This window comes from Paenisporosarcina sp. P4_E4_2 (assembly GCF_056401595.1).
Map to the genome: position 1 here is coordinate 1 of NZ_JBFUJC010000094.1, position 18,557 is coordinate 18,557.

General features: G+C 37.1%; 16 protein-coding genes and 1 pseudogene. 14 read left to right on the plus strand and 3 right to left on the minus strand.

The features are described from left to right. Positions 1-529 precede the first annotated feature (529 nt). From AC1DSB_RS08755 to AC1DSB_RS08765, 3 genes are all read left to right on the plus strand, one after another. Positions 530-1,063, plus strand: coding sequence for a P-loop NTPase family protein (locus AC1DSB_RS08755; protein ID WP_477532487.1), 534 nt, complete (start codon positions 530-532; stop codon positions 1,061-1,063). 273 nt (positions 1,064-1,336) lie between these two features. Continuing rightward, positions 1,337-1,603: a hypothetical protein gene (locus AC1DSB_RS08760; protein ID WP_477532486.1), complete on the plus strand. Its 267-nt coding sequence runs from the start codon at positions 1,337-1,339 to the stop codon at positions 1,601-1,603. Positions 1,604-1,968: 365 nt separating this feature from the next. Then, positions 1,969-3,711 carry a zinc-ribbon domain-containing protein gene (locus AC1DSB_RS08765; RefSeq protein WP_477532485.1) on the plus strand — a complete coding sequence of 581 codons (1,743 nt, stop codon included), beginning with the start codon at positions 1,969-1,971 and terminating at the stop codon, positions 3,709-3,711. Positions 3,712-4,058: 347 nt separating this feature from the next. Here AC1DSB_RS08765 and AC1DSB_RS08770 read toward each other — a convergent pair whose 3' ends face one another. Further along, positions 4,059-4,241, minus strand: coding sequence for a hypothetical protein (locus tag AC1DSB_RS08770; RefSeq protein WP_477532484.1), 183 nt, complete (start codon positions 4,239-4,241; stop codon positions 4,059-4,061). Positions 4,242-4,655: 414 nt separating this feature from the next. Here AC1DSB_RS08770 and AC1DSB_RS08775 point away from each other — a divergent pair, with 414 nt between their 5' ends. The 6 genes from AC1DSB_RS08775 (at position 4,656) to AC1DSB_RS08800 (ending at position 11,731) form a co-directional block, all read left to right on the plus strand. After that, positions 4,656-5,336: a response regulator transcription factor gene (locus tag AC1DSB_RS08775; protein WP_477532483.1), complete on the plus strand. Its 681-nt coding sequence runs from the start codon at positions 4,656-4,658 to the stop codon at positions 5,334-5,336. Further along, positions 5,333-6,739, plus strand: coding sequence for a sensor histidine kinase (locus tag AC1DSB_RS08780; protein WP_477586483.1), 1,407 nt, complete (start codon positions 5,333-5,335; stop codon positions 6,737-6,739). The genes AC1DSB_RS08775 and AC1DSB_RS08780 overlap by 4 nt, the downstream gene beginning before the upstream one ends. Before the next feature lie 162 nt (positions 6,740-6,901). Continuing rightward, the gene (locus AC1DSB_RS08785; RefSeq protein ID WP_477532481.1) at positions 6,902-8,269 is read left to right on the plus strand and encodes a PepSY-associated TM helix domain-containing protein; all 1,368 of its coding nucleotides are present in this window, start codon (positions 6,902-6,904) and stop codon (positions 8,267-8,269) included. Positions 8,270-8,507: 238 nt separating this feature from the next. Beyond that, complete coding sequence (locus tag AC1DSB_RS08790; RefSeq protein WP_477532480.1) at positions 8,508-9,065, plus strand: SCO family protein; 558 nt, start codon at positions 8,508-8,510, stop codon at positions 9,063-9,065. A gap of 205 nt (positions 9,066-9,270) precedes the next feature. Next, the gene (locus tag AC1DSB_RS08795; protein WP_477532479.1) at positions 9,271-9,690 is read left to right on the plus strand and encodes a FixH family protein; all 420 of its coding nucleotides are present in this window, start codon (positions 9,271-9,273) and stop codon (positions 9,688-9,690) included. A gap of 19 nt (positions 9,691-9,709) precedes the next feature. After that, entirely contained in the window at positions 9,710-11,731 is a 2,022-nt protein-coding gene (locus tag AC1DSB_RS08800) for an HNH endonuclease (RefSeq protein WP_477586485.1), read from the plus strand. 104 nt (positions 11,732-11,835) lie between these two features. Here the strand turns inward: AC1DSB_RS08800 and AC1DSB_RS08805 are convergent, their stop codons facing one another. Then, on the minus strand, positions 11,836-13,164 hold the full coding sequence (locus AC1DSB_RS08805; RefSeq protein ID WP_477532477.1) for a PDDEXK-like family protein: 1,329 nt from the start codon (positions 13,162-13,164) through the stop codon (positions 11,836-11,838). Between the two features lie 176 nt (positions 13,165-13,340). Here AC1DSB_RS08805 and AC1DSB_RS08810 point away from each other — a divergent pair, with 176 nt between their 5' ends. From AC1DSB_RS08810 to AC1DSB_RS08820, 3 genes and pseudogenes are all read left to right on the plus strand, one after another. After that, on the plus strand, positions 13,341-13,577 hold the full coding sequence (locus AC1DSB_RS08810; RefSeq protein ID WP_477586487.1) for a hypothetical protein: 237 nt from the start codon (positions 13,341-13,343) through the stop codon (positions 13,575-13,577). Between the two features lie 925 nt (positions 13,578-14,502). Next, positions 14,503-14,811, plus strand: coding sequence for an HNH endonuclease (locus tag AC1DSB_RS08815; protein WP_477586491.1), 309 nt, complete (start codon positions 14,503-14,505; stop codon positions 14,809-14,811). After that, positions 14,807-15,013, plus strand: a pseudogene (locus AC1DSB_RS08820) (alpha/beta fold hydrolase); the annotation flags it as partial. The gene AC1DSB_RS08815 and the pseudogene AC1DSB_RS08820, both read left to right, overlap by 5 nt. A 207-nt stretch (positions 15,014-15,220) precedes the next feature. Here AC1DSB_RS08820 and AC1DSB_RS08825 read toward each other — a convergent pair. Further along, complete coding sequence (locus AC1DSB_RS08825) at positions 15,221-15,907, minus strand: GIY-YIG nuclease family protein (RefSeq protein WP_477532208.1); 687 nt, start codon at positions 15,905-15,907, stop codon at positions 15,221-15,223. An 846-nt stretch (positions 15,908-16,753) separates the two neighbouring features. Between AC1DSB_RS08825 and AC1DSB_RS08830 the strand changes: the two genes are divergently transcribed. Next, a complete protein-coding gene (locus AC1DSB_RS08830; RefSeq protein WP_477532207.1) occupies positions 16,754-17,317 on the plus strand; it encodes a DUF4256 domain-containing protein in 564 nt (187 codons plus the stop codon). A 304-nt stretch (positions 17,318-17,621) separates the two neighbouring features. Then, positions 17,622-18,557, plus strand: a 936-nt coding sequence (helD, locus tag AC1DSB_RS08835; protein ID WP_477586489.1) for an RNA polymerase recycling motor HelD, incomplete at its 3' end; no start/stop codon positions are given.

Sequence of the window (18,557 nt, forward strand, 5' to 3'; positions counted from 1 at the left end):
CTATTGATGTATCGAAAATTATTTGAATGATTCCCAATATGATTACCAAGGTTGAGACTACAAAACGCTGTATGAATAGATTTTTCAAATATACCTCTCCTAACCAACTTATTCTCCTGAAGTGAAGTTAACTTCATGTGAAGTTGATTTCATATTAACCTATTTCAAAACAGATATCAATCAGTAAATAATGATTCTTCAAATGACGGACATGGAGTCGGAGGTGATCGATCATTTAATGAAAACAATCGATGGTTCATCAAATTCGATAAAGACACAAAAACATTCGGGACATTACAACAAGGCATTAAATATCTATTTAGTCAGTTCAGTTAACGTAGAAGCGAAACCATTACCCTAATAAGGAACGAGCTGAGCGAAGGAACATTTCGCACAGCTCTTTTTTTAGGAAATTATTGGCTTATGGCGATTGGTTTGGTTAAATCAAAAGAGGAGTAAAAAGAATTTAAAGGATGAATGGAATTAAAGCGTATCGATCGCTAGTCAGGACAAAAAGGGGCTACAATGAATGAAAAAAATAATGGTAATTGGTATTTCAGCAGGAGCAGGGAAGTCAACATTTGCCCGGAGATTAGGGGAAGCCTGGAACCTCCCCGTTTATCATTTAGATACGCTATTTTGGAAGCCTAACTGGGTGGAAGTGTCTTTAGAGGAATTTTCAAAAGCCCAACAGGAAATCGTTACTCAAGATCAATGGATCATGGAAGGGAATTACAGCAATACATTCGACATTAGAGCAGCACATGCCGATACCATTATCTATTTGGAACTTCCACTTCACGTGTGTCTCTACCGGGTCGTGAAGCGTTCTCTGATGAACCTGGGGAAAACCCGGCAGGATTTGGGGGAGGGGTGTAAGGACAAACTCGAATGGGCATTCATTAAGTTTATCCTCACGACTTACTATCCACGAAAGCGAAATATGGACGAGCGTCTTCAAAGCTTCCAAGCAATAGGTCCGGCCAAGAAAGTAATTACATTGAAGAGTAAAAAAGAAATTCAATCATATTTAGAAAAAGAATGCGGCTATGCGCATTCGTAAAGCCCTTTCTAACTGAAGACAGCACTTTTGGATTACGAAAGAATGGTCACTCAATATACAAAAAAGAAGCAGCTGAAGATGCAATTTCAGCTGCTCTTCACTTTCTGACAAAGAAACGAGCTCCTCTGAAAACCCAAAATCAGTGATTTCCCCTAATAAGGTTCTTCTAGGAGGGGTATTAGAATATCCTTTAATGATAAGACTGAATATTCAATTAGTATTAAGCGAAGCTAAAGCGTTTCACATTACCGATGGGAAAGGGAGTGGAGAACGATGGAATGGTCCTACTGGAAAGTCATTATGAGATACGGCCACGTGGGCTTACGGAAAGAAGTAAGCGTAGCACGACACTTAATCAAGCCTGCAGATTTCACCTTATTGGATGTCATAACAGATGCCCAACACATGCCAGGAGTAAAAGCAAAGGGCATTTTATCGGCACGACGCATTACACAGGAAGATTATTTGATTGGGAACCGGGAAGAAGCAGAAAATTTTTATTTGCAAAAGTTAAAAACGTTTAGTCGAATGAGCAGTTGAGTAAACTTCTAAGAAAAGGTAAGAGTTTCTTCCTGGCTATGGTAGCGCCTGGCTGCACCAGTACCGAGTGTATGAAAGAGGGACGATTGAAGTGACCATGTCACTTAATCGTCCCTCTTTTTCGTACTGGAAATTTACGAGTGCATCTATCGCTCCCCAAGAACCTTTATTCACGAGTATCGGTCTTGGTGACGAAAGAAGGAACACTTGCTCTATAAAAAGAACCAGTCAAGATACAATTTCTGCTACTCTGATATTTTATATCACTATATCTACATTTCCATTACTTTCAATCCAAAGTTGCGATTAAATACGTTATGATAGAATTTGTGCTTTTTTAACGTAGATAATCAGGAGTGTTGAAAATGTCTAATAAAATACCAACAAATAACCTATCAATTACCCACCCCCATCTAGCAAAAGAATGGAACACAGAAAAGAACGATGCTTTAAAACCTGAACATGTAACTCCTGGTTCAGGTAAGAAGGTTTGGTGGATTTGTTCAAAAAAACATGAATGGAATACATATGTTTATTCTAGAACGGGAAATAAATCTGGCTGTCCAACTTGTGCGAAAGAAAAGTTTGTGGAAGGTAAAAAAAGTTATAGGCCACCATTTGAAAAAACGATTGCTTTTTTAAACCCAAAGCTTGTGAACGAATGGAATTTTGAAAAAAATGGGGAACGAGGTCCAGATACCTATACAGAGGGGTCGAACAAAAAAGTATGGTGGAAATGTGCTGAGGGGCATGAATGGGAAGCCGCTATTTGTGATAGAAAGAAAACGAATTGTCCTTACTGTTCTGGTCAAAGAGTGAGTAGGGAGAAGTCTTTCGGATCCTTATATCCGCAGCTTTTACAAGAATGGCACCCAGAAAGAAACATGGGAAAATCGGCTTTTGACTTTATGCCAAATACGCATCAAAAAGCGTGGTTTCTTTGTGAGAATAATCACGAGTGGGAAGCCTATATTTTTAATCGTACAAAAGGAAAAGGCTGTCCTTATTGTTCTGGACATATGGCAACAGATGAAACCTCTCTACTAGCCGCAAATCCACAACTTTGCGAAGAATGGAATAGTGAGAAGAATGGAGAAAAAATCCCCAATGACTTCAAACCATTCTCGAGCGAAAAAGTATGGTGGCGTTGTTTAAAAGGCCACGAATGGGAGGCGGCTATTTCAAGTCGCCATGACGGAAGAGGTTGCCCTGACTGTTCGAGAAACTCCCAGACTTCCTTCCCTGAACAGGCAATCTTTTTTTATATGAAGAAACTCTTTCCAGAGACAGAAAACCGGAAAAAATTAGACTTTCTGGCTAATAATGCGGAAGCTGATATTTTTGTTGATTCACTGAGTCTCGCAATCGAATATGATGGATACCATCATATGAATGAATTAGAGAGAGATGAGAAAAAAAATGCCTTGATGAAGGATAATAACATTCAACTCATTAGGGTTCGCCAGTTTGTGGGTGACAGGAAATTGCCGATCATCGAGAACAGTGATTCCTTCGTAATCGAACATGATTACAACCATAAAAAAGGGTTAGATAATTGCATTGATGAAATCCTTACCTACATAAATGAAAAGTATTCCTTGGATGTAGCTAGTGTGGATGTTGACTCGAACAGAGATCGTGGAGAAATTCTTAAACAGATGAATGAAAATGAACGAAATCTCGAAATGCTATTTCCCCTAGTATCTGAAGAATGGCACCCAACTAAGAATAATGCACTTTTGCCAAACCAAGTATCTCCATTTTCCCATCTGAAAGTTTGGTGGAAGTGCGAAAAAAATGACAAACATGAATGGGAAGCAACGATTGCCAATCGTGCCAATGGAAGAAAATGTCCTTACTGTTTGAATAGGAAAATAAATGAAACTAATTCACTTATGGGTTTAGCACCTGAAATGGGTAAACAGTGGCATCCCACAAAGAATGGAGCTTTAAATCCGAATGAAGTAGCCTTGAACTATGGTAAAAAAGTCTGGTGGCTATGTGAAAAGGGACATGAGTGGGAAACGACCCCTAATAACCGTGTAAACAGCAGTAACAACAGCAGATGTCCTCTTTGTTATAAGGAGGAAAGAAAATCATCAGTGTAACAGTTTTGTTTATTTGGCTCTTTGTTAATATGTAATCCTGTAACGGTTTGCTAGTTCATTTAACTCTAAAACCTTCGTGCAAATGCAACATTAAAGACCACTTCATCAGATGAATGATGAAGTGGTTTTTCAGTTGGATTCGACTATTGATACGGCTTTTTTCTCTAAAATAAGTATGCAAACGATACTCGCAAATCTGCCGAGTCCATTCATAGACAATGAAGCGAACTTCAGGTGCGATATCGAAGTCTAGTTTAAATAATTGGTTCTCAAAGGGTGATTAAATTTTTACTCAGACCACCCCACTTTGTCATCGGCATCCCTTGAATGAGTGATGCTACTTTGCGTTAATTGTACACTTCCAATTCCTTGCCTTGCTTATCACTGAAATCGATATTCATACGGTATGATTTGTCCGCCAGGTAACGATGAAAACATTTAGCTGTATCAATCGCTTGAATAGGTAAGAACCAGTCATCTTCCCCACGAGTAAGCATACCCCGGACCGGATTTCCACTTTTTGAGATCAAAAAGAGAAACCGTTTTTACTTTCTTCATTTCCCCTGTTCGGCTATCTTTTTCGTATACACGATAGCCGATAATCTCATCATTTCGAACAGCATGCAAAGAAATATAAAAGAAGGCGATGTCACAGTTGTCGGCGGTTCCGGCAATTCCTCTTTAAGGCTTGAACCCGAAAGCATTGAGAAACTTAATGCTTTCGGATTTAGTATACATTTGTCAATTTACACGAAAATGTAAAGTTTTTGACTGTCATGCCTTTATAATAATCTATACAGAAATATTCTTTCTGTAGCTAATTCAAAGAACAAGCTTTTTCTTTTCATATTAAGTGCAGCTCTAAAAAGCTCATAATAACTTCACACTTTTTGGATAACATGGATAATATGTTACTAGAGTAAAGAATTATAGGGGGGCTCGCAGTGAATAGACTAACTATCATGGTAATTGATGATGAAGAAACAATGAGATCCTTGATTAAGACGTTCCTTAAAAGAGAAGGTTATAGTATTTCAGAGGCATCTAACGGGATGGATGCCTTTACTAAAATATCAAAAAAAGCACCTGACCTTATTCTGGTGGACATAATGATGCCGTATATGGACGGCTTCACGTTTGCGATGGAGTTGAAGAAAAAATTCGATATTCCTCTAATCTTCTTGTCTGCTAAAGGGGAGGAATGGGACAAGGTTCACGGTCTGAAACTTGGAGGTGATGACTACATCGTCAAACCCTTCCATGGAGAAGAACTGTTGGCTCGTATTGAATCCGTATTAAGAAGATCAACATATGCTACTCAAAACAACAATTCATTAAAGATTGGGCCGCTGGTTCTTGATTCTTTGGGATTTAAGGCATATGTCAACGATCGAGAGCTCTCATTGACACTAAAAGAATTTGATTTGTTATTCATGCTTGCTAAAAACAGAGGGAAAGTCTTTAAAAGAGAACAGCTATTACAAGCTATTTGGGAAGAAGACTATCAAGGGACCGGCAGGACGGTAGATACGCACATTAAAACTTTGCGATTGAAGTTAAAGGAAGAGGCCAAACTCATACAGACCATTTGGAGTGTAGGGTATAAGTTTGAGGTAAGTGATTGAGAAAAATAGCAATGACATTAAGTCAGAAAGTATTATTGCTTATTAGTTTGTGTATCGTTTTTGTCCTTCTCTTTTCGTTTTTCTTCCTTCATTTCTTATACAAGGATTTATATATTACCAGCGTGAAAGAATCAGTTATCTATCAAGGAGAACGAACCGCTGCCCACTATCACTATGGCTCATTAAGTGACGAAATCATTGAAAAAATCCAATGGTACAATATTGTCTCCGAGTATGAGGTAATTGTAGTGGATGATTTAGAAGAACTATCCACGTACTTTCCATATAAGCTCAATTATGAAGCTTTGGTCAATGAAGAAGATAAAGAACTACTGCAACAGGGCAGTTATGTCATCAAGGATGGATATGTTGAGGAATTAAATCGAGAGATTGTCGGGGCGGTATTTCCTATACTTGCGGAGAAGAAACTAATCGGCTTTATTTATATTTATGTACCCTTGGCAGATTTGCAAGAAGTTTTTCAAGGAAGTATCCCCATCCTAATACTTGTAGGGAGTTTATTTTTCATTGTTCTATTTATTGCGGTGAATCGTATTCATCACTCTCTATTTCAGCCACTTACAGATATTCAGAAACTTGCACTAGAGGTTTCCAATGGAAATTATTCATATCGTCTAAATTTTCTACATGACGATGAAATTGGAAAGCTCGCAAATGCATTTAATCGGATGAGTTCATCTCTTGAAGAACAAGAAGTTCGAAAAAAGGATTTTTTATCAAATGTTGTACATGAATTACGCACCCCTTTAACGTATATTGGCGGTTACACGCAAGTGTTGAAGGAGCAAATCTTTTCCTCACCAGAAGAAGCTCAGCATTATTTGTTGACTATCGAAAAAGAAACAGGTCGTTTAATTAAATTGATACATGATTTAGTAGACCTCGAWCATCTTCAAGAAAACATGTATCTACTTAATAAGGAACCAATTGCAATGGCGCAGTTACTTTTTGATACGCTTGATTTATTTAAAATTCACATGAATGAAAAAAACATACAGTTAAAAATGGATATTCAGGAAGATGTGATTGGCAATGGAGATCCCAAGAGAATACAGCAAATCTTTTATAATCTGCTAGATAATGCAATTAAGTATTCACATGAGTATGGAATTATCTCAGTAATTCTGACGGAAGAAAAGGAAATACTTCGTTTTAAAATTACTAATCAAGGGACCGAAATATCCACTAAAGACCTCCAACATGTCGGAGAACGTTTTTTCAGAACCGACAAGGCACGAAGTAGATCCACCGGAGGGACAGGTCTTGGTCTTTCCATTGTCAAAGAAATTGTCAGATTGCATGATGGATTGTTTTCGATAGAAAGTGATTCAAGACTTGGAACATCCGTAGTTATTGTATTACCTGTGCTCACATCATCCTGATATAGGCAGAATTTCATGAAAATCAAAATGACCTTGGAATTGGAATTCTAAGGTCATTTTCTTGAATGTTACTTATTGGTCCCATATTTCACYCAAACTTCMCTTTTATCCAATAAACTAATGATGTTGCTCATTTTCTACAAAATTGGAGGATAAGATAAAGTGAAAAAAGGAAATTATAATCGTTTTTGGCGATGGCATTTTTATGCGGCATTATTTATTACACCCTTATTGCTTACATTAACACTTAGTGGTATTGGCTATTTATTCTATATCAATGTTGAAAATCAGCTGTATGATGATTTCTTCTTTGGCACAAGTGAGAAAACAGAAGAATTAACAATTGACCAAGGGATTTCCAATGCTGAAAATCTACATAAAGGATTTTCTGTATCGAAAGTTATTGTTTTAGATGGTTCTTATAACACGCGTTTAACAATGTCGAATGAAAATGGCGAGCAGAAATATGTGTTTTTAGATGACAACTACCAAATCGTGGGCAGTCAAAATGCTGAAAAAACATTCTCGAATATTATGCGTAACATTCATAGTTCTCTATTGGTTGGTGGGACGTTCGTTAACTATTTAGTAGAATTGGCAGCATGTTGGGCTATATTCCTTCTACTTTCAGGTGTTTACATGACAATTAAAGGGAAGGCATTGAAGAAAAAACAAAATCCGACGAATAGGCAAATAAATAAAAAATGGCACGCATTGCTTGGGTCAGTGATTGTCATTCCAATGATTGTAATTATCTTTACAGGGTTACCTTGGTCAGCATTTATGGGAAATTTCATTTATTCTGCTGCTCAGGAAAATCCGTCAATCGGCATTCCTACCTTAAAACAGCAGCCACCTACTTCTGATCTGAGTGAAGTTCCTTGGGCTACCCGTAAAAATGAAGCTCCTACATCAAACGATGCTCACGCTCATCATAGTAACATGTCAGATGGGGCTGGAATGACCGATGAAAGCAATATGAAGGTAAGTGTGCAACAACTCATGCAAAAGGTTGAAGAAGCGCATATCTCCAAACCGTATTCCATCGTTTATCCAATGAGTGAAGATGGTGTATTCACGGTATCAAAAGGGAGTAATACAGGAGTCACTGGTTTGGATGTACACCCAAATGATGAAATGACTACGTATTTTGATCAGTATAGCGGAAAACTSATTTCAGAAGTTAACTATGATGATTATGGCATCTTAGCAAAGTGGTTTACATGGGGAATTCCATTGCATGAAGGGCATTTATTTGGCTGGCCAAACAAATTGATTAATTTAGTCGTATGTCTAGCCTTCATATTTGTTATCATCTGGGGCTTTAAAACATGGCTATCTCGTAAAAAAGCAGGTCAATTCTCTGCACCACCGAGGGTTGCAAGCGGTGTGCCTATCGGCTTTATAGCATTAATGATTGTGTTAGGAATCATTATGCCACTGTTTGGTATTTCGTTAATCTTCGTTGTATGCATTGAGGGAATTATGTATCTCATCAAGAAACAAAAAACTACTTCCTCAACAAATTAACACATAAGGAAAAAGCATCGAAAAATCACAGAGATTGATTTTTCGATGCTTTTATTTGTTTTAGTGTAGCAAGAATGGAATAGACCACTCATCCAAATCTATGACATCACAAAGGATAGCATAATATCGATATCATGCATAAAAACACCATATTCCATATGTCTAACCTCACATAAATTTCACAACTATCATTTACCATTAAACTACATATAAAAGATGACTTGATTGGAGGTAAAGTATGAATAAAAATAGATACTTGATTATTGCGCTTGCACTAGTAATGCTTACTGGTTGCAATCCCCAAAAAACATTTCAAATGGAATCATTTGCATTTGCGAACCAAAATGAAGAGGAATTCGGAACGGAAGAGTTAAAAGGTAAAGTTTGGATTGCGGATTTCATCTTTACTAGTTGTGATACTATCTGTCCGCCAATGACAGCGAGTATGGCAACATTGCAAGAGAAATTCAGAGAAGAAGAAATAAATGTTGAATTCGTTTCGTTCAGCGTGGATCCAACAGTAGATACTCCTCAAAAACTGAACACCTATTTAAAGAATTTTACAGACGACGATTCGAATTGGAATATGCTCACAGGCTATTCTCAAGAAGAAATTGAAACATTTGCACGTGAGGAGTTCCAAACGCTTGTCCAGAAACCGGAGTCATCAAATCAGGTCATTCATGGATCCGACTTCTTTTTAGTTGATCAAAATGGGGAAATTGTAGGTACCTACAGCTTTATTCAAGGGGATAGTACGGATGAATTATTTAAAGATGTTAACAGGTTATTTTAAGGTGAAGTAATACGGAGAAATATGGAATAGCGWCAATGTGGGAGTAGAATTTGTGATTGTATATTAATTTTATTATCACGTTTCTTTCGACTGCGTAACAAAAAGATAAGAATATAACACAAATTCTTTTGGCACCGTTCTTTGCCAATTTAATTAATTGCAAGGTCTTTGCTACATCTAAACTTTACGTAAAGGAGCCTGACTCATGAAACATACTTATTCATTTATCCTGCTGCTAACTGCAATTGTAGTTCTATCTGCATGCGGGAATAACATTGCTGTTAAAGAGACCGAACAACTCGTTCCCGAACCCGTTTTAGTTGATCTCACTGTCCCTGTGAAGGCGGAAGTCGGACATGAGATTGAATTCTCTGTGCGCGTTTCACAGGATGACGAAATCGTAACGGATGCTGATGAAGTGAAGTTTGAAGTTCTGAATGAAACTTCCGGGGAAAAGAAGATGCTTGCAGCTGAGTTTAAAGCTGGCGAATATTCTACAACTTTCACTTTTGAAAGAGGTGGATCGTATTCGATTACTTCCCATGTGACAGCACGTGATATGCATACAATGCCTTCGAAAGTAATTGAAGTAGTCGGTGGGGAGACAAACCAATATCTCCAGTAGTGTCGTGTTCGGAAAAGGAATGACTGAGTATATAATAGGCAGGCTAACAACTTTATATCCAGATAGGATGGTCATTTCACTTCATGAAAAAGATAATCACTTGTATAGACTGGCTAAGGAAAAGGCTGAAAAACATGGGATTAAACTGAATGATTGGTTGGCATCTAATGGTTTTACGCATGTACGTAAGCCGAATGAATCAAAGATTGCAGCCTATGATAGCTTTATTGAGGAACTCCAAGCTACATTTCCGGATCGTATTGTTCTGAAGTTAAGTACCGACCATCCTGTCTTATATCGACGTTTGTTTTATGCGTCACGTACAAAAGGAATGAATGTAGAGTCATTCGTTGAGTCGATGGGGTTTTACTACAATCGTATCCCGGCAGGGTCGATAGTTGTTCCTGATGGGAATAATGTTTATGATGTGAAAACCATGGAACTGTTAATGAATGATTATGGTGTTAAGCAGACAGAGTGGGCAGAGTTGTTCGGAGTGAGTCGTCAAGCAATCGGATCACTATTGAAGCGTAGACGTAAATCTAATGCCAGTTGGGTTGAAGAGGATTTGACGGAGGAAGAGGAAAGTATTTTCCTTGAAATGATTAATCGATTTGAAGTTTCAAATGACTCTACCAATACAAAGTATCGAATCTATTCTAATGAGAATGAGCAATTTGTATTTCTAGTTAATAATAATCGACACATGAAAGTAGTCTTTGATGGGACAGTTGATTTGCAAAAGGCTCTTAAGCATCAGTTATATCATGTGTTTCCACCATATGATTTGGAAAGATTAAAACAACTACTCGAAAGTGCATTAAAAGACGGACATGAAGAAAGAGGTATGGACGATAATGAAATGCGCCTTATTCGAGAATTGACACAAGGGAAAACACATGGCTTTAATCATGAAAAACTTTTAGAACACTTTGGAATTCAACATCTTCGAATAATCGACCGTCGTTTTATTGGAGATGATGAAATTCTTGATATCTTGAAATCGTTTTATGATGAGGAGCTAGGCACTGTCAAAATTCCCTTGAGCTCAAATCAGTATTCTCGTATCGTTATGTTAGCAAAAAACCGAGGATTCTCTTTGAAAGATTTCATTGAGCATTTCGGGCTTCCCTACAAGCGCATTCCGCAGACAAATACATTGGAAAAGTACCGTTCATTACTAATTCAAAGATATGCTGTGATGCCAGGTGAAGTTTACATTAGTTCGTATGATCCTTTTTATAGCGCATTATCACTACAAGCTTATAAAAAAGAAATGAATTTAACGGATTATTTATGGGATACCTATGGGTTAAAGAGGGTTTTATACGAATACTTGCCTGAAGGCTATAAACCATATGACTGGCGAAATTACATAGTGGATATTGATAAAGAAGAAGAGTTTATATTATTCATTGAGAATCATTACGTCATAAAAGATAATTTTATATACATCCCGAGTAATTCCATTTTCTATGCCAAACTCTATTTCTATGGCGTGAGATTCGAACGAACCGTGACAGAATTGATTGAGTCATGGGGATTTGAACGAATCTACAATCCTCCTGAAGATTTTGTAGTAGAAGAAGTCGATCCTAATATAGCATTGGATTTTCGAGAAGATTTACTTTCAAGGTTAAAGAATGTTCAAAGCGCACTTGGAAAGACCCAAGTAGTTGAAGAAAAACGGAATAGAAGTCGTGAGTTGGTGAAGTTGTTGAAAGAGCTATATCTAGATCGTTGCCAACTTTGTGAGGATTCGGACGGGGTACCCGTCATCCGGATGGAGAATGGGCGGGAGTATGTCGAAGTTCATCATATCATTCAACTCTCGACAGCAACATCCACAAACGATGAATCCGAGCTGCTGCTGGATTCGTATCAAAATGTCATTGTTGTTTGCCCTCACCATCATAAAGTTTTGCACTATGAAAACGGTGGTTATGAAGATTTGAATTGGAATGATGGTGTGCCGCAATTTAAGAATAAGAAAGGCATGCTTAAAATTCATACAAATTATCATTTAGAGCCTAGAATTTAATATTTAGAATATGTAGCTCAAAGACAATTGATTCTCCTTAATTTAAGAAACCGACTGAAAAATACTTCAGTCGGTTTTTAGTATGGAATTAACTCTAATGTGATTCATCTCTGGATTTCTAAATTACTTAATGCCCGTTTAATTCGCTCATTCAATTCCTGGTACTCTGCATGTTCATACATTTTCATCATGGCCTGACTTATTGACTCTTTTGACTCCCAATTAGATAAAGGTAGGAAGCTAGTGTAGATGCCAGTGTATTTTTTACCGTCTTCGAAGGATATGTCGCGAATTAGTATTCCTTCATTTTGGAGAGCTTGTAAAAGTTCCACACGTTTTTCCTGATGGAGTGGTCCAACTTCGACTTTTAACATGAGGCGGTTGTTGCTGTTTGCAAACCAGGCAATCAATCCTCGATCAAGCCACCATTTTTGTCGTAAGTCTTCACGGTTATGTGCTGCTGCCCATTCTTTTTCAACGAACGAAGGGAGACGGTGATGAGCGGTGAAGTTGTCACTTTCCATTCCTTTAGAAACTGCAAAGGCTTTGAAGGCTTCGGACATAATGCTGTTGCCGACTTTGACGATATAATCGATGGCTTCCTTGTTTTCCATATATAGTTTTTTCAAGACCTCTTCGTCCACTGTTGCAGTTGAAATCAACTGATGATTCACTGCTTTCATGGAAGATTTTTTATTGACGGAAGTATATAGCAGGTCTACTGCATCTTTATGGTCTTGATAAATGGACAGGGCCGATTGGTTTAGTTCTTCGTTCTCCTCCAATTGATCTGCCAATACTTCTATGTAGTAAGAAATGAATGAGTACACTTCGTCATTCATAAAGGCCTCGTTCAAAACCACATAATCCTTCAACGTACTTAATATATTCCTATAAGTAAGCATTAAATATTTGTCTTCAGATGGAGGGTCTTCCAACATTGTTAAATATATAGGAACAATCGTATAGCCCTCGAATTTTTCGTTAACAAACGCTAAGTAATTTTTCAATTGATTAAAAGATTCTTTTGACCAAAATTTATTCTCAATAAGAATCACGGTTTTATTGCTTTCAGACACAGCCAAAATATCGATCCGTTGATTAATTGACGTCAAGAGTTCTTTGTGGACGATGACATCCTGAAAATTGAGGTTGACCAAATTCAATGGATTGAGATGGGCAAGTTTGTTCGGATCCTCCAAATTATTTGGATGGACGAAAGCTTTAGCTAGAAGTTTTTTTAAAAAGAAATCTCCTAGATTATGATTCCCTTTAGGATTCAACATCCACACCAAGAAATTTGAATGACGTATTTCAAATTGATCCACCGATAATATCTTAAATGGATTAAATCTCTTAAAATGATTGTTCAATTTGGCGAATTCTATGGAATCTTCAAGTAGCGATAAAAGTTGTTGTGCATGTTGTGTCAAAAGGGTACCTCCAGAGTTAATGATTATAAATTATTTTACTATATGAATCTCATAATTACCCTAGGAACTGACACGAAATTGAGGGTTTTTAAAGTTATAGACAAGAATCGACAAAAGTTTCTAGATTTCACAATTATAATAGAGGGAAAGTTTGGAAAATTGTCGTGAGGTGTGAAATGAATTCGATTGCAAAGTTGGTTGGATCGATTGTTGGTATTTACATAGTGATTAATCTAGTATTTGTAGGTTTTCAATACTTTAGTGAAAAGCAAGAACATGACCGTATGCATATGTTAAAAAGAATGATGGATTCATATACTACGGAACTTAAATCAACAGAAGTAGCATTAAAAGAAAAGGAAATGAACGTGACAACATATTTTCAAGATTTGGAACTACGCTCACAGAAATGAATAAGTTGGCAAAACAGTTTCCAAATGGAATGCCAGTTACGGTTTATTCAGATTAGCAACAACGCTATCAAGCATACCAGCAGGATTCAGGGAACTATAAAGTGATGGTCGCGGATTTAGAGGCTTATCGGAAAAATTATGAGAATTTGATAGAGTTACAAAATGGTACTGTGGCAGAGTACAACGAATTAAATGAGCAGATTGGTGAAACATGGTTTATCGTGCCAGGGTTCCGATCGAAACCCTACGAATTTTGTAAAACTAAACGAAAGAGGGATATAAATGTTTGGGTTTTTTAAAAAGCCTTGTGCAATTTGTAAACGAAAAATCAGTCCATTACTGAAATACCGCAATGATCGCAATGATGTATTGAACGTTTGTGTTGCTTGTAGTGAATATGCAGAGAGAAGGGCTTATAGGAAAGTGAAGTAGTAGGGTATAAAAATTTTTATCAATTTGTTAATTTGAGAGGAAGAAGAAAATGAATTGGATTTTATCGGGAAATATTAATAAATATGATATCATTTCAAAGTTTGAAGAGAAATCGTATGTTTATTGGAAGCAAAAAAGAAACTATGAGATAGGTGATTTTGTCTATATTTATTTATCAGCTCCCATTCAAGAAATCCGCTATAAATGTGAGGTTACTGCAATTAACTTAGAAAATGAAGAGTGTGAGGACGATTCGAAATTCTGGGCATCCACGAATGAATTTGATCATTCTTCAAATAATCGAAATGTGAGATTGGATTTAATCAAACATACAGCTATAGGGATGTCTCGCATAGAAATGACAGAGCGAGGAATACTGTCGAGGATTCAAGGGCCTATTAGAATACCAGATGAAGTTGCGGACTACATAGATGAAAATTATTTTGAAAATGTCCAAGATGTTGTTTACCCTGATGAGATAAATAATGAAGAGATGTTTAGAGAAGGTCAAATTAAGCATAAATATGAACGCAATAATAGAGCTCGCCAAAGATGTTTGGAGACACATGGATATAATTGCAAAGTATGTGACTTCAATTTTGAAGACGTCTTTGGGGAAATCGGGAAAGAGTTTATTCACGTTCACCATGTAAAACCAATTTCTGAAATTAAGAGTGAATATGTTATAGATCCTATTAATGATTTGATTCCAGTTTGCCCAAACTGTCATGCAATGCTTCACAGCAAAAAAGGTGATGGGATATTCTCTATTGAGGAATTGAAGTTTTTAGCCTGCTTATGATTTGAGAGAACAATTAGTAGATGTAACAGTGCCAAGCTACATATATGTGGGGAAATATGATGCGCAATGTCCATATGAGTATGGTGTAGAGATCGCCAATTTAATACCAAACGCTACGTTGACTACTTTCGAGGAAAGTAATCATAATCCTTTTGTTGAGGAAGATGAGAAATTCATAGCGTTTGTGAAATCTACACTTTAAAACGAGAAAAGTAAATAGGGGTAAAGGAAGTACAATAGCAGCCGAAAGTGCATCTTCGGCTGCTTATTCTTTCAAAAGAAAGTGCCGATTCTTTACTAGGTTATGAAAATCGCGAAAATGCACTTCAAAAACCTTAATCAATTCAGTATGGTTGGTATATTATTGTCCCAAATGAACAGAAATTCAAGGACGGTCACCTATGACTATTTATTTGGCTTTCAACACGCCGCTTTTGACCAAATTTATCAAGGCACCCTTGTTTTTAAATCTAAAGTAWACGCTTAACCTTTTTAAATCTGTTTGTGTTAAAGACGACGGACTAACATTTAATAAATATTCCTTATCTAATTTTTGAATCAATGTTTTAGCAAATTCAATTTGTTTAGGTGTTAGTGGTTTATCATCATTTTGGTCATAAGTAGCTACAGACTCTTTCTTCACTTCTACTTGAGGATTGAGTGTTTGATTAATATCAGGTGTATATTTACCAGCCCTAATCCAAGAGATATCTTCTTTGGTTAATGCAAACCATTCACCTTCCAATCGTTTACTGGAAAAATGCTTATGAAATGAAATTTCTGTTTGATGGTAATTAGCAGTTTGAAGAAGATAGATAAGTTTATTTTCAAAAGGTAGTTTCACGCCAAAAAGATTCATTCGTCTTTCAACATATTTGGTTTTGCCGATTTTAAATGTTCCATTCATGTGCTCTTGAACGAAATAAACGTATCCAGGAGCTACCCCAGTAGGCATTGGGAGACTTATAATATCCTCTAACACTTTTTGGTTTGATTCAAAAAGATAGATCTTCTGAGTTTGGAAATGAGAAGGAATAGTTTCTGTTTTATTAGAAGAATTGTTAGGCATTATTTTATTTAGAAAACTTTTGAGCATTTAGATAACCTCCAACTTTAAACCTATTTATAGACAGTCGATATAACTAGTATATATTAAAAGTAGTTCTTTTTGATTACATTATGAAAATAATGTAAAAAGAACAATTTTTGGATGTTAAAAAATTTCTCTAAGTATGCTTCCGTTGTACTGGTAAAATCGGTTGAATGGRGGCGCAGACGCATAACCGCCGCTGGATTGCCTAAAAGAAAGAGAGTGGAGCGGAGTGACATCAGTCACTTCGTTCCATTCAGGAATTTTAAAGGCAACATCCAAATAATGGGTCTATAAGACATCTGGTACATCTATGAAAATGACTTTGCAAAGAAAAAACTTACACAATGGTTAGAAGAGAACGACATATAGGGGAATTGAAAACCTTTTGTGTTGAAGAATATGCTAAGGTCATAGTGGTAAGTGCCTATGCAAAAAGTTATTCAGATTATACACGACAATTGCATATAAAATTACTTGAAAGTTGTAGGATATGTGCATTTAATATTTGAGGCTGAATAAATCCTCATTCTTGTAAATTGTCATAATATAAGTCGTGCCACACCTCAGGGAAATTCTAGTTCCTAATTTTAATAAACAATTTTAACGTCTATCACATTTTTGTTCCAATTCAATAAATAAGGGGTAAAATAAGGCTTTAAATCCACGTGATTGGCACCGGAAGATGGTCGAACAAAAACCTACATGAAACACGGTTTACTATAGACTGGATTTTTAATGCGTGAGTACGATTCGAAAATCTTAAAGTGCAGAAAAAAAGATACCAATTTGTGAAAGAAGTAAAAACGCTATAACATAAATACTAGAAACTCGATAAAGGAGAGAAGAGCGTTGAGCCCAACCAAAAACTTATCAACTGAAGAGCAAAACAAATTACTCGAAACACTACAGAAACGCTTTGAAAAACACACAGAACGCCATGAAGGAGTCAACTGGCAGGACGTGCAAGCCAAGCTAGAAGACAGTCTGGAAAAGCTTTGGTCCCTAAACGAAATGGAACGAACTGGCGGGGAACCGGATGTCATCGGCTACGATGAAGAAGCTGTCGAATATCTTTTCTGCGACTGCGCCAAAGAAAGTCCGAAAGAGCGCAGAAGTCTCTGCTACGACCGCGCAGCCCTCGAAGCACGCAAGAAATTCAAACCTGAAAACTCCGTGGTAGACGTAGCGGCGGAAATGGGCATTGAATTGTTAACCGAAGAACGGTACCGACACCTCCAGACGCTTGGCGAATTTGACACCAAGACATCCAGTTGGGTCCAAACGCCAGATAATATCCGCAAACTCGGCGGCGCACTGTTCTGTGATTGTCGCTATGACACGGTCTTTGTGTATCACAATGGAGCCGATTCGTATTATGCTGCGAGAGGGTTTAGAGGATTATTGAAGGTTTAAAGGTGGATTAAATGGATGGCAGGGTTTATCTCAGATAGCCTTGATTCTTTATTAGTATTCGTTCAATAAAAATTTCACAACAATTCAATAAAAATAAAAAAACGACCTTGAGATCAAGGTCGTTTTTTTTATAGAAATCGATCCGCAAGAGCGTTTCGACTAGTGACAGGTTCTGTTAAATATGATACATTTATATAGATATGCTTATATTTGACGATTGATATAGTTTTCCTTACTTTAATTTTACACTACTAATTCGTCAATAGTCAAGCGTTTTGAGAAAACTTTTTAAGGGGCGATTGCGATGAAACTGGAACTGAATCAGGAACAACAACGATTGGACCATGTCATGGATGTCATCTCAAACGAAATACAGACACTTGATGGAGATACGACACGACTAAAAAAAGAAGTCATCAACATTCGGAAGCACTTTTGGGAAGAAGTGAAAGTAAATACAGATTCGTTTGATGATTATTTAGAAACGATTATTGGTTTGCGTCAAGAAGCAGAAGCGTTAGCTGTCAGTCAAAGCTTGCATCGCCATACATCAAAACGCTTTGCTACACTCCAGCGTATGCAGAAAATCCCTTATTTCGGTCGAATTGATTTTTTAGAAGACGGCACATCCTCGCCTGAACAAGTCTACATCGGGATTTCCACACTTAAAGATGTAAGTGGAGATGATTTTCTCATTTACGACTGGCGAGCACCGATATCGAGCGTGTATTACGATTATCAGCCGGGTCCTGCGAAATATACGATTCCAGGAGACTTCATTGAAGGGACATTAGAAAAAAAGTGGCAATATATCATACGTGATGGCACGTTGGAATCGATATTTGACACAACTCTAACAATTGGTGATGAGATTTTGCAACAAGTGCTTGGAAAAGGCACTGATAAGCAGATGCATTCAATTGTCTCCACCATTCAACAGGAGCAAAACCAAATTGTTCGTCATGACCACGGGAAATTGTTAATTGTGCATGGTGCAGCTGGGAGTGGCAAGACATCGGTCGCGCTGCAACGAATTGCTTATTTGCTATACCACTATCGAGATAGTCTTACGAGCGATCAAATCATTTTATTTTCCCCAAACTCCATGTTTAACAGCTACGTCGCCAATGTGCTTCCAGAACTCGGAGAAGTAAACATGCACCAAGTGACTTTTCAACAATACCTTCATCATCGACTCGATCAACAATTTCAAGTGGAGAATCCATTCGATCAATTAGAA

Bases quoted from the DNA above. Each gene is read 5' to 3' on its own strand.
- AC1DSB_RS08790 (WP_477532480.1), top strand. From the start codon at position 8,508: ATGAATAAAAATAGATACTTGATTATTGCGCTTGCACTAGTAATGCTT.
- AC1DSB_RS08815 (WP_477586491.1), top strand. From the start codon at position 14,503: ATGTTTAGAGAAGGTCAAATTAAGCATAAATATGAACGCAATAATAGA.
- AC1DSB_RS08800 (WP_477586485.1), top strand. From the start codon at position 9,710: ATGACTGAGTATATAATAGGCAGGCTAACAACTTTATATCCAGATAGG.
- AC1DSB_RS08765 (WP_477532485.1), top strand. From the start codon at position 1,969: ATGTCTAATAAAATACCAACAAATAACCTATCAATTACCCACCCCCAT.
- AC1DSB_RS08795 (WP_477532479.1), top strand. From the start codon at position 9,271: ATGAAACATACTTATTCATTTATCCTGCTGCTAACTGCAATTGTAGTT.
- AC1DSB_RS08760 (WP_477532486.1), top strand. From the start codon at position 1,337: ATGGAATGGTCCTACTGGAAAGTCATTATGAGATACGGCCACGTGGGC.
- AC1DSB_RS08810 (WP_477586487.1), top strand. From the start codon at position 13,341: ATGAATTCGATTGCAAAGTTGGTTGGATCGATTGTTGGTATTTACATA.
- AC1DSB_RS08755 (WP_477532487.1), top strand. From the start codon at position 530: ATGAAAAAAATAATGGTAATTGGTATTTCAGCAGGAGCAGGGAAGTCA.